General features: G+C 71.2%; 11 protein-coding genes. 4 read left to right on the top strand and 7 right to left on the bottom strand.

Annotation, left to right across the window (positions count from 1 at the left end; translation table 11 throughout):
- The first annotated feature begins 269 nt into the window (after nucleotides 1–269).
- From ACLJTM_RS34485 to ACLJTM_RS34475, 3 genes are all read left to right on the top strand, one after another.
- Nucleotides 270–659 carry a plasmid mobilization protein gene (locus ACLJTM_RS34485; RefSeq protein ID WP_411107775.1) on the top strand — a complete coding sequence of 130 codons (390 nt, stop codon included), beginning with the start codon at nucleotides 270–272 and terminating at the stop codon, nucleotides 657–659.
- Nucleotides 656–1,654 (top strand): relaxase/mobilization nuclease domain-containing protein, encoded by a 999-nt coding sequence (locus ACLJTM_RS34480; protein ID WP_411107774.1) that lies wholly within the window; start codon nucleotides 656–658, stop codon nucleotides 1,652–1,654. The genes ACLJTM_RS34485 and ACLJTM_RS34480 overlap by 4 nt, the downstream gene beginning before the upstream one ends.
- 149 nt (nucleotides 1,655–1,803) lie before the next feature.
- The gene (locus ACLJTM_RS34475; RefSeq protein WP_411107773.1) at nucleotides 1,804–2,004 is read left to right on the top strand and encodes a hypothetical protein; all 201 of its coding nucleotides are present in this window, start codon (nucleotides 1,804–1,806) and stop codon (nucleotides 2,002–2,004) included.
- 55 nt (nucleotides 2,005–2,059) lie between these two features.
- Here the strand turns inward: ACLJTM_RS34475 and ACLJTM_RS34470 are convergent, their stop codons facing one another.
- From ACLJTM_RS34470 to traA, 6 genes are all read right to left on the bottom strand, one after another.
- A complete protein-coding gene (locus ACLJTM_RS34470; protein WP_411107772.1) occupies nucleotides 2,060–3,859 on the bottom strand; it encodes a hypothetical protein in 1,800 nt (599 codons plus the stop codon).
- 518 nt (nucleotides 3,860–4,377) lie between these two features.
- A complete protein-coding gene (locus ACLJTM_RS34465) occupies nucleotides 4,378–4,590 on the bottom strand; it encodes a hypothetical protein (protein ID WP_411107771.1) in 213 nt (70 codons plus the stop codon).
- Nucleotides 4,587–5,381 carry a DUF2637 domain-containing protein gene (locus ACLJTM_RS34460; protein ID WP_411107770.1) on the bottom strand — a complete coding sequence of 265 codons (795 nt, stop codon included), beginning with the start codon at nucleotides 5,379–5,381 and terminating at the stop codon, nucleotides 4,587–4,589. The genes ACLJTM_RS34465 and ACLJTM_RS34460 overlap by 4 nt, the downstream gene beginning before the upstream one ends.
- Complete coding sequence (locus tag ACLJTM_RS34455) at nucleotides 5,378–5,893, bottom strand: hypothetical protein (protein WP_411107769.1); 516 nt, start codon at nucleotides 5,891–5,893, stop codon at nucleotides 5,378–5,380. The genes ACLJTM_RS34460 and ACLJTM_RS34455 overlap by 4 nt, the downstream gene beginning before the upstream one ends.
- Nucleotides 5,894–6,061: 168 nt before the next feature.
- A complete protein-coding gene (gene traB / locus ACLJTM_RS34450; protein WP_411107768.1) occupies nucleotides 6,062–8,062 on the bottom strand; it encodes a plasmid transfer protein TraB in 2,001 nt (666 codons plus the stop codon).
- Between the two features lie 13 nt (nucleotides 8,063–8,075).
- Nucleotides 8,076–8,645, bottom strand: a complete 570-nt coding sequence (gene traA, locus ACLJTM_RS34445; protein ID WP_411107767.1) for a plasmid transfer protein TraA — start codon at nucleotides 8,643–8,645, stop codon at nucleotides 8,076–8,078.
- 202 nt (nucleotides 8,646–8,847) lie between these two features.
- Here traA and ACLJTM_RS34440 point away from each other — a divergent pair, with 202 nt between their 5' ends.
- On the top strand, nucleotides 8,848–9,564 hold the full coding sequence (locus ACLJTM_RS34440; RefSeq protein ID WP_411107766.1) for a GntR family transcriptional regulator: 717 nt from the start codon (nucleotides 8,848–8,850) through the stop codon (nucleotides 9,562–9,564).
- A gap of 365 nt (nucleotides 9,565–9,929) precedes the next feature.
- Here ACLJTM_RS34440 and ACLJTM_RS34435 read toward each other — a convergent pair whose 3' ends face one another.
- Nucleotides 9,930–10,493 (bottom strand): hypothetical protein, encoded by a 564-nt coding sequence (locus ACLJTM_RS34435; protein WP_411107765.1) that lies wholly within the window; start codon nucleotides 10,491–10,493, stop codon nucleotides 9,930–9,932.
- Nucleotides 10,494–11,290 lie beyond the last annotated feature (797 nt).

Raw genomic sequence — 11,290 nt, 5'->3', positions numbered from 1 at the left:
CCCCTCTGCAGCCCCACTCAGGCCGGTGACCGAGTGCGGGCCGGTGAGGCTCTGGACTGCCGCGTACGGGACCTTGACGGCCGCGCGGAGTCCAGAGAGCGAGCTATGGCCCAGCGCTTCGCTTATGGGCCGCTCGCCCGCCGCTCCCTTCGGTCGCCGCGGGGCACGGACCGGCCCCGAGGGGGCCGATCCGCTGCCCTGTCCCAGGCCTGCGGCCGGGACAAGGCAGGGTGGTGATCAGAGATCACCACCGAGGAGGGGACGGCCTGATGGTCCGGGGGACGCAAGGGGAGAAGCGCACGCACTGCGTGTCCGTGCGGCTGACGCCGCAGGAGCTGGAGCGGTGGCGAAAGGCGCAGGCCGCGACCGGCCGGCGCGAACTCGGCGCCTGGGTGCGGGCAGTGGTGACCGAGCGGCTGACCGGCCGCCGCGGAGTACCCGGCGACATCCCCGTCGTGCCGGAGGTCAACCGGCAGGCCTTCGATCAGCTCGCCGCCGCCGCCAACAACCTGAACCAGCTCACGCGGTACAGCCATGAGCAGCGCGAGCTCCACGCCGCCATCCAGGCCGCAGCCGAGGAGGTCGGCCGCGCAGCACTCGCAGTGCGCGGGCTAGGTCCGGACCGGGTGACCGCGGACGACATCGAGGCCGACCATTGATTGCAAAGGTCACCAAGGGGAAGCGCGCCGGCGGAGCGCTCCGGTACGACTTCGGGCCGGGGCACCGCGAGGAGCACCAAGACGCCCGGATCGTGGCCGGGTCGGTGCCAGGGACCCCGCAGCAGGTGGCCCGGATCATGGACCGGCACACCAGGCAGCGGCCCGACATCGGCCGGCCGATTTGGCGGTGCAGCCTCTCCCTGCCAGACGAGGACGGCGTCCTGCCTGACGAGCAGTGGGCGCAGATCGCCGCCCAGTACGTCGAACGGATGTGGGGCGCCGATGTGCCCTGGACCGCCGTACGCCATGGTGACGACCACATCCACATCACGGTGTCCCGCGTCGCGTGGTCAGGCGAAGTCCTCTCCGACAGCCACGACTACGCCCGCTCCCGGCCGATCGTCCGCGCGCTGGAGCGCGAGCACGGCCTGCTCGATGCCGAGACCCGCAGCGACAGGGTCTCTCCGCAGGTCTCGGGACCCGAGCGGGAAGCCGCCCTGCGGCGAGGGGCCGCGCGGCCGGAGCGCGAGCAGCTGCGCGACCTGGTCCGCGCCGCCCGCGACCAGTCGGCCGGCGGGGGTCGGCAGGCCTTCGAGGCGGCCCTGACAGCGGCCGGGGTCGAGTTCCGGGCCAACACCAAGGCCGGCCGAATGTCGGGCTACTCGTTCAGCCTGCCCGGGTGGCGCGACGCAGCCGACGTACAGGTGTGGTCCTCCGCTTCGAAGATCTCGCGGGATCTCGCCTGGGGCCAGCTCCGGAGCGTGCTGGGGCAGCCGGATCCGCGACTTGCGTATGCGCTGCCCGCCCGACCGGCCGTCGTCGCGCAGGCCCCGCCCGCCACCGCTCAGGACCGGATGGCCGCCGCAGCACGGGCGAAGAGCACCACGGTGCCGGGCAGTCGACGGTCACCGGGGCCGTCCTTCGGTGCTGTGCCGGGAACGGCGCCGTACCGGCCGGGGCAGCAGCAGGAGCCCCGGAAAGGCCGGGGCCGGTAGGGGCGCGGGGCCGCAGAGCGGAGCAAAATAGTGGTTACCGGGCCCAATAACTCAGCCCAGTCGCGAGACCCAGGTCTATTACGAAAAGGTCACGCCGGGCACGGCGGCAAGAGGATCCCGGGCACCGCACCGACCGGCAGACTGCCACCATGAGCACCCCCCGCCGCGCACTCGGCACCGGTCCGACGACGAGCACCAGGACCACGACCACGACCCCAGCGCCGCGGCTTCTCCCCGCCGAACGAGCCGAGCACGACGAGCACCAGGGCGACGACATCGAGGACCAGGACGCGGGAGTCTTGCGGGGCCGGCGCACTCTCGGCACCGGCCCCGTAAGCGGAGCAAGTTAGGGGATGCGGTGCCGTTAGCCGGGTCGGCGCCCCGTGTGCGGGCGGTCGGGGGAGGTCAGGACTTCGCGGGTCGGGTCCACGCCCAAGTCCAGCCGTCCCGGCCGGAGCGGTGGTCGAGGGCCAGGAGCACGAGCGCGAGGCGGAGGCGGTCGGGCAGTGTCTCGCGGGCGCGTTCGCGTCGGCGCCGGGCCACGGATTCCTCCCGGCGACGGGCCTGGTTCTCCAAGATCGTGGCGTACGCCTCCCCGACCTGCATTGGCGACAGAGGCTCCACCCATCCGGCCGCGGTCTGCTCGGTAGCCCCGGCCGCCGTGGCGACGGCGACCATCCGGTCCCGGATCGCGTCCGAGTTGCCGTCCGTGCCCTCGGCGGCCTGAGTCGCCTCGAAGTCGAGTCCCTTGCGCGCCATGGCCTTCCATCCGTCGTCCGCGACGCGGACCCCGGCCCGGAACTCGGAGGCTTCGTCGTCCTCAAAGAGCTTGTCGAGGTCGTCTTCCTCGGTGTCGCCGCCCTCGATACCGAGCAGCTGGCGCAGCCCTCGGGTCCACTCGATCGCGCGACGGCCTGAGACCGCCTTCTCGTACTCGTGCCAGATCGCGATGCACCACTCCATCGAGCCGTGGCCGCGCACGCTGTCCGGGTCGACGCCGCCCATCAGGTCACCGATCCTGCCCAGGACCTCGAAGGGGGTCATGTTGCCGTTGCGGCCGGTCTTGAGGTCGCCCGCGGCGAGCTCGTAGGCGGGGCTCTTGCCGTCCTGCGTCTTGGCGATGTACTCGCCCGCCTGCTGGGCGTCCTGGACGGTCTCCAGGCGCTTGAAGTCGACGCCGTGGCCCTTGCCGTCGCACTTGCAGCCCTCACGGCTGCACTCGTCGGTGGGCCGGTACTTCGGGTTGATGCCCTCCAGGTGGCCCGTCCAGACCGTGCGCCAGTGCTCCTCCCACGCCTGGAGGTCGTCCTCGTCGGGGGCGAAGACGTCGCCCAGGACGCGCTTCCCGTCGAGGTCGGTGGCGAAGGAACCGCCGACCAGGACGATGACGTGGATGTGCGGGTGCCACAGGAAGGTGTCGCCCACGGTGACCTCGGTGGCCCGGATCATGCCGATGTAGCCGATCCGGCCCCGGATCCCGATCTGGCCGCCCTCGGTCAGCGCGCGCGCGTCGCCCGCCCACTGGCCGCCGGTGATCAAGCGTTGGTAGGCGCCTGCCTGACGGCCCGTGGCCGACAGCGCGGCCTGTGCGTCAGCCAGGACACGGCGGGCCTCGGCGAGTCGGGGAACGTAATCCTCACGGGCGGCGGCCATAGCCCGGCGCTTCACTCCCTTGGGAGCGTCCCGGCGCGCGGCGTGGACGGCGAGGGTTTCCTCGGCCTCGACCAAGCCGTACGCGGCGTCGGCCTCGGCACGGACCCGGCGGGCGGCGCGGATCTCCGCGTCCGTGCCCTTCCGGCTGCCCTGTAGCGCGTCCATCAGGTCCGCGAGGCGGTCCTCGAAGTCGTGTCGGGCGGTGAGCGAGATCAGGAAGGCCATGCCGCCGCGCCGGATCCAGTCGCACACCCCGAGGGTGATCTCCTCGGTGCGCTTCTGGCGGATCTTGCGGGAGCAGACCGGGCACAGCCAGATCCGGGCGCACTTCTCGACGCCGAGGACGAGCGTGCCGCCCTCGGCGGTCTGGACGACCAGCGCGCCGGAAGACGGGTCCAGGACGTTACGGCCGCAGCCGCGGCATTTCGGGTCGCCCGTGATCCGCCACAGCGTGCGGCGCTGGCCGTACCGGGCAGCCTTCCGCCGGGCCGCATCCCGCTTGCGCTTGGCCTCGGGATCCTCCGGCGTGGCGACCGCAGCGGCCTTCGCCACGCCCCCAGAACCGGCTGCCAAAGGAGTGCCCCGAAACTCTGTTGGTTCAGTACCAAGTTGTCCGGGGTTGCCGCCGGACGTCTCCAGCGCCTTCGCGATGGCGCGCTTCGCGGCCTTCCGACAGCGGTCCGAGCAGTAGACCTTGGGAACTTTGCCCCGAATGTGGGCGATTTTCGTACCGCAGTGGCATCGGGGTCCGGGTACACGAACGGCCCCGGTCCGCGACGCGTCCGAAGACGCGGTCGCGGTCGAGGCCGGATGTCCTGCATCATGGGAAAGCACTACGTGAGCACCAATCCGGAGTCCGTGAGAAGTCTTTTGGGTTGTGGTGTTCGCGATCTGGGCCCCGGCGTGCAACCGCCGGGGCCCTTCGCGTTGTCTAGAGCGTCCTGCGGGTCGAGCCTGCCACAGGTGGCGGGTCATCAGGCGACGGACGCCCGCGCCGTACTGGGGCTGATGAGGTTTCAAGGGCCGAGTAACGCCCGCCGGTCGAAAGGCCGGCGGGCGTTCGCGTTCGGTCAGTTCTCGGCTGCGGGGTCGAAGAGGCTCCCCTGTCCGCTCATCGCGGGGATGCCGCGCCGCCGGAGGGCTGCGTACTCCGAGGTGACCCAGGCCTGAGTGGCCTGGCCGGTGAGGAGCTTTGCAGCGGCGGCCTGGGGGAGTCCGGTGGTGTACGCGTCGAAGACGATCTGCCGGGCCTGGTCGACGGTGATGGTCCTCTGCGTGGTCATGCCGCAATCCCTTCAAGCTCTGTCTGCTGGGGGAGGGACACCTCGTCGCGCTCGGCGTCGAGCTGGGCGTACACGCGCTGTACCTGGGACGGGGACCGGGTGGAGAGGCGGGCCGCGTCACGGATGGACAGGCCCTCCTGCCAGGCCTGCTCGATCGCGGCGCGGGCGGTCTCGGTGTCGAGCTTGGGGCGCGGGGGGACAGGCGGCACGGCGAGCTGTCCCCCGCAGATGACCAGCGGTTCTACCGGGGCCAGGGCTGCCGTCGGCACCTCAACGGCGGCCGGGCGGTACACCTCTTCGTGGAGGTGGGACAGCGGGGGGACGGTTCCGGCCCCCGCGGTGTCCTTGTCGGCGGCGGGGGTGATCTCGGCGTCAGCGACGAGCTGGTGGACCTGTCGCATGAGGACGCCGAAGGCGAGGAGGGCGGCGGTCGGGGGGACAGCCGCGACGACGTAGTCGAGGAGGGGGACGGTCGCGGCGTCCCGCGAGCCGGTGACCCCTGCGACGTTGAGGACGATTGAGCCGACAGACCCGGCGGCGGTGAGGCCGATGGCCCAGCCGTCGGTGGTCCGGCGAAGGCCGGCACGGAGCATGAGGAGTTCGCCCGCGACGATGAACGCGTCAAGGGTGGCGGGCCAGGCCCACTGGCGGACAGGGGACCGGCCGAGCCCGTGGAGGCCCGCGACCTCGGCGAGGTGGGCGTAGGAGAGCCAGAACGCCCCGGCGGTGAGGGCAACGATGACGACCCCGGCCGCGATCAGGGCCCAGCGCTCTGCGGTCCGCTGGCTCATCGGCCACCGCCCTTGACCGTCTGCGTGATGGTCTGGACGACGGTCTGCGTGACCTCGAACCCCCCGTTGTCCTTGCCAGACCGGCGGCCAAGGAGGGCTGCGACCAGGACCGCACCGAGGAGCAGCATGGGCGCGGCAGCGGTGATCCCGGCCGCGAGGGCGGCGGCCCCGGTGGCGAGCAGGTCGAGGGCGAACCCGAGGAGCGTCCCGCCGACCCCGATGCCGACAGCGGCCACGGCGGTGCCAACAGCCCACCGAGGCACGATCGGCCCGGACTTCTCCGGGACGGCGGGGAGCGCCGGAGTCTGCTGGGCGACCGCGACTTCGAGGGCGCCCTGTCGGCGGGCGAGTTCCAGGAGCGCGGCCACGTCGAGGACGGGGGAAGCCGCGGGGGCGGCCGGGGCCGGGGCGGTCGGCTGGGCGCCGGCGGGGGAGTCGGGCAGGAGCGCGGCGAGCAGGTCCTCGGTCGAGATCTGGCGGCCGGTGTCGGGATACTGGGGGTTGGCGTTCACGGGTACCTCCGTGGGCGTCGGGGCCGCCCCGGTCGCTCGGGGCGGCCCACTGCGTTTCGGTGTGCGGGCGGTGTGCGGTGGGGGTGTGCGGGCGGGTGTGCGGCCCTATTCACACGCCGTGTGACGTGGGGATTCGCGGTGTGCGGGTGTGCGGGTGTGCGGGGGTCGTCAGATCCCGGCGAGGACCGGCAGGAGGCGGTAGACGCCCTCCTCGCCGGTGGGGGCGAGCAGGCCCGAGTCGGCGAGTTTCTTCATCTCCTTGGAGACCCAGGACCGGTCCCGGCCAAGCTGCTCCAGGTACGGCTTGACGTCCTTCACGGCGACCGTGCCGGGGCCGACCGAGGCGAGCATTTCCACGAGCTCCCGCAGCAGCTCCCGAGCCTCTTCCGTCGAGGGCTTGGCCGCCGGGAGCGCGACATCGGCGTCCACCGGCTCCAGTTCGGCGGTCGGGTCCAGGTCGACGTCCTCGGCGTCCAGGAGTGCGCCGACCTCCCGGGCCGACTCCTGCTCCTCGGTGAGCTCCACCGGGGCAGCCGGGGAGCCGACCAGGGCACGGCGGTTGGTGAACAGGTCACCCGCGACCCGGGCAGCGGCGCCCGCGGTGACTGCGTCGAGGCTGGAGCGGATCCCGGCGAACTGGTTGACCACCCAAGCGGCGGCCTTCTCGTACTCACCGGACGGGCCGGTCCAGAACGTCCGCGCCGGGTTGGCGTACAGGTCCTCCTCCACCCCGGCGGAGACCAGGTACACGTACCCCTTGCGCTTGTTGCCCCAGGCGGCCGGGTTGGCGCCCGCGTCCAGGACCTCCTCGGGGAGCGCGAACCCAGCGTCGTCGCCCCGGACGCCGAAGCACATCGCGGCCGGGAGGGACGCGCGGGTGTCGGTGGAGAGCTGGTAGCCGGAAGCGCGCTGCATGGAGACGACGAGCGAGACCCCAGCAGAGCGGGCCTCTTGGGCGATGCCGGTGAAGACGTCGTCGCCCAGGTCGCGCAGGAGCTTGGCCGCCTCCTCCATCCACGCGATCAGGTACGGCATGCCGGGGCAGCCACAGGCGCCGGAAGCTGCGCAGGAGTGGGCGGGGTTGGTCTGCGGCTCGGCGGCCGCGGGCTCCCAGGCCCGGTAGCCGTGGTCACGCAGCCACCCGGTCCGGGCGGGGATGACGGCCTGGACGGCCGCGACCATCGCGCCGGCGGACGGGGTGTCGAGCGCCGCCCAGTCGACGGCGGGGAGCAGCGGCTGGAAGTCCTGCCCGGCCTTGGCCGCGTCGGCCAGCCAGACCACGACGTCGCTGCGGGTCAGCAGTTCGAAGAGGACGTCGAGGGCGCCCTCGGTCTTGCCGGAGCCGGTCATCCCCATGATCAGGATGTGGATCGCGTCGAGGAGCGGGAGCACGAGGTCGGAGCCGTCGTCGTAGACGCCGATCCGCAGCGGGATCGCCACGGACTGGGCAGGGGCGAACGGGCCCGGCCACATGGTCGGCGTCTTGAGCATGTCCTCCGGGACGATCACGAACTGTCCCTTCCGCGCGGAGTCGGGGTCGTGCTGGACGCGGATCGCGGTGGTGGGCACGTCGAGCGCGGAAGCGATCCGGGGGATGGCCTTGGCGACGTCGTCGTTGGTGAGTTCACCAGCAGGCAGCTCATAGGGGACGGTGACCCGGTTCGGCTCGACCTTGACGTCCTTGAGCTTGGTGCGGGCAAGCCCGACCTTCTCCAGGAGGCCCTTGTCCGAGTCGGAGCCGGACGTCTCACCGGCGCTGGAGCGCATGACCTGGCGGATGTTCCAGGACAGGGCGAACGTCGCGCCGCCCATCAGGTAGATGTCGGGGAGCGGACCGGTGAGCGGCCCGGCCAGCGCGGCGGAGGTGAGCCACGCCGATCCGGCCGCCACGGTGATCGCGGAGTGCAGGCGGCGCTGGGGGCCGGTGGACTTGCCCGCCCACCAGGCAGCAGCCGTCAGGCCGACCGAGGCGAGGGTGAGGCCCACCCCGGCCGGAGCCGAGTCGGCCCACATCAGGTTCGCGCCGCCACCGGCGAGGCCGACCGCGCCCGTGACGACCCAGGCCGGGGCAAAGGGCTTGGCCCTGTGCGCGAGCCAAGCGGTGAGGCTGGTGGAGGAGCCGGAGTTGAGGCGGTCCTCGTGCTGCTGGACGAGATCCTTGCTGGGCATCGGGCGCCGCCTCTCAGTACTTGAACGGGTTGGTGGAGGCGGTGCGCTGGGGGCGCGGGCGCATCAGGTCGGCGTACTCGCGGGTGAACGCGCCGTACGCGGCAACCGCACCCTTCGCTGAAGCGGTGGCGCCGTCGGCGGCCTTCTTGAGCTTCCGGCCGACCTTCCGAGCCCGCATCCGACCCTGGATCGGGTTGTCCCCGGGCAAGCTCTGGGCCTGAGCCAGGCGGGCCTCCAGGATCTTCGCGGCCATCGCCATCTCGATCGCGACCTGGAGCATCAGGGCTCGGACGTGGTTGCAGTAGTTCCGGATGTCCTCGGAGCTGTTGAACTCAGGCTCCCCGAGGATGAAGTGCGAACCGCCGCCCTGGCCGCTGGCCGCCGTGCCGCGCTGGCCGCCACCGCGGCCGCCCCCGTTGACGTTCACGTTCAGCCCGAACGACGGGGCAAAGCCCGTGAACTGCGCGGAACTGTTCTTCGTGGTGTTCCGCTTCGCCTGCGTGCCGTTGGCACCCGCCGCCGGCGCGGTGAACGGCTGCTCCGCCTGCCGCTGCCTGAAGTTGTTGACCCTCTCGGCGCTCATCTACGTGCCCTCCGAGCATGGAAGAGATGGCCCGTCAGGAGAGGTCTCCCCGGGGCCAATTGGCTCGCCCAAGGTAAAGCACTAGACCCAGACGAGTCCAGCACTGGATCCAGTGCTGTACCAAATTCGCTGAGTGGTCTACCGTCGGGCGTAGACAGCTAGACCCACAGGGGGTCAGCACCCGCACGGAGGAGAGGCCAGGATGAGCGAGGGTGAGGGGTACGCGGGCATCGCCGCGTACTACGCCGACAAGATCCGCACAGGCGAGATCCCCAAGGGCGAGACGCTTCCCTCACTCCGGGACGTCTGCGAGACCCACGGCGTGTCCATGAAGACAGCCAATCGGGCATACGCCCAGCTCAAGCAGTGGGGACTCACCACTGCCAAGGTCGGCGTCGGCACAGTCGCCGCCGCACCTATCAGCAGCAACATCAAGAGCCGTGTGGACACATACGCCGCGACCGGCAAGGCCCTCTCAGAGGGGGAGGTCTCCCGGATCCTGGAGGTGGGCACCGTGGCCGCTGACGAGATCGTCGCGGCCCGCCTGGACGTCGAGCCGGGGACCCCTGTCGCCGTCCGCCGACGCGTGGTGAGCCGGGACGGCGTACCGGTGCACTACTCGTCCAGCTACTACCCGGCATACGTGATCGCGGTGACGCCCGAACTGACCGAGCCGGTCAGTACAGGCGCCTCCCGCGAGCTTGCCGCCGAACGCCTTGGCAGCCGCCAGCGGGGTGTGTTGGAGGAGGTCAGCCAGCGCAACGCCACCGACGTGGAAAAGGCCGCCCTCGGCCTGACCGGAACAGTCGGCGTGAGCCAGGTCGTTCGAACCGTGTTCCTTGAGGACGACCGCATTGTCGAGGTGGCCGTCAAGGTCGTAAGCGGCGCCACCATCCTGAAGTTCTACACCCCCCTCTAGCCCTCCCAGGCACCACAAAGCCCCCGCCAGTGATCCGGCGGGGGCTTTCCCATGTCAGGGCCGCAGGAAGCCCTCACGCCACAGACACGTGGGCTCCGCCCACACCCGGCCACCAGTCCCAGAGGGGCCGGGAGCACCGCCGGTGCCTGCGGGCCCGTGGGTGGGTCTGTAGAGGGTCGTGGGCGCCCCCTCCGCCCTGGACGGCACCGGAGGTCAGCACACCGCCACAGGGGCCGCCAAGGCCGAGCGCAAGCGTGCCGGAGGCAGCCTTGGCGGCCCCTGCGTCGGCGCGCTCAGGGCAAGCCTGCCGCCCAGACCGGAGGGACCACCCACTCAGGCCCGACACATGGCGCGGGGCGCCGGCACTACTCGCCACCCAGGCCTTCCCGTTCGATGTGCCCACTCACCCGACGCTCTATCTCCGGGTCTTCCCACGACGGCAGCACGACCCGCTCGTCGTCCTCGGCGGACGGGGGCAGCGGCATGGGCGACGCCGTCATGCCACTGCGGTTGCGGTTTCGCCTCTTCCACGCCTCCGCAGCCTCGACCGCCTCCTGCCGCCTCCTGGCCAGCTGAGCCTCGGACAACACAGGCCTCACCACCGGAACCGCCGCCGGAGGATCAGGATCAACAGACGGAGCAGGAATCGGCGCTCTGACCTGCACAGAAACCGTTTCGTCAACTGACGGTTTTGGGGCCGGCACTCGATCGTCAGTTGACGAAACGGAGTGATTGTCAGTTGACGAAAGAAGCGCCGCGGCGACGGCCTCCTTGATCAGTCGCTCCTCCTTTCGCGCCCGGTAGGCCATCTCCCGGCAGCCCTGCTTGCAGTACTCCTTCGCCCGGCCGACGCCGGACTGTACGACCGGATCGCCGCACCACGCGCACAGGCGGGTGCCGTCCGACGATCGGGGTGTCTCGTAGCTCATGGCGCCGACCGTACGCGGCCGATCAGCTCCGGTAGGGAAGCGGGTGGTGCTGATAGCTGGCATGGATCCCACACCCAAAAGTGCCGGCAGTTTTCGCGGCTCGACTCCGGCCGCGCGAGCCGTCAAATGTGCCGGCACTTTTCGCGGCCCGGGCGGCCGGAGTCGAGAGTCGCCAAAAGTGCCGGCACTTTTTCACGGCTCGGCTCCGGCCGCCGCCAGCGTGTACGTCACCGACTCCGCCCGTACGTCTCCGAGATGACGTACGCCGACGAGCACCAGGAAGACGGACACCTCCATCACCTATGAAGATCCCGCCCCCGGCGAGGCACACCTCTTGCAACCCGGCGATCTTGACCCTGCGGGACCGCAGCCGACCTCCATCCGCCGACCGATCCCCGCGCCCCGCAACCCCACCCCCACAAGACATGTCCGGGACTCACCAGTCACCAGCAGCGCTCTCACCTGCACGGCGTCCGAAGTCACCGGAAGGAGGTTCACCCCTAGGGTCACCTCCCCGGCTCACCCCTAGGTTCAGCTCACCAGAACCCCTCCAACGGCCTTGGTTCACCCCCAGCAGCACCCAGGTATCACCGGACCGGCGGTCGTCGGGACCGCCCGGATTCGGGGCGTGGGGCTGCACCGGGGCACCAGGGCCTGGCGGCCCTGAGCGCCCCTCTGCAGCCCCACTCAGGCCGGTGACCGAGTGCGGGCCGGTGAGGCTCTGGACTGCCGCGTACGGGACCTTGACGGCCGCGCGGAGTCCAGAGAGCGAGCTATGGCCCAGCGCTTCGCTTATG

This window comes from Streptomyces sp. cmx-4-9 (assembly GCF_046548835.1).
Classification (GTDB): domain Bacteria; phylum Actinomycetota; class Actinomycetes; order Streptomycetales; family Streptomycetaceae; genus Streptomyces.
The sequence above is the reverse complement of the archived record's forward strand: the minus strand, read 5'-3'. Positions and strand labels throughout refer to the sequence as shown.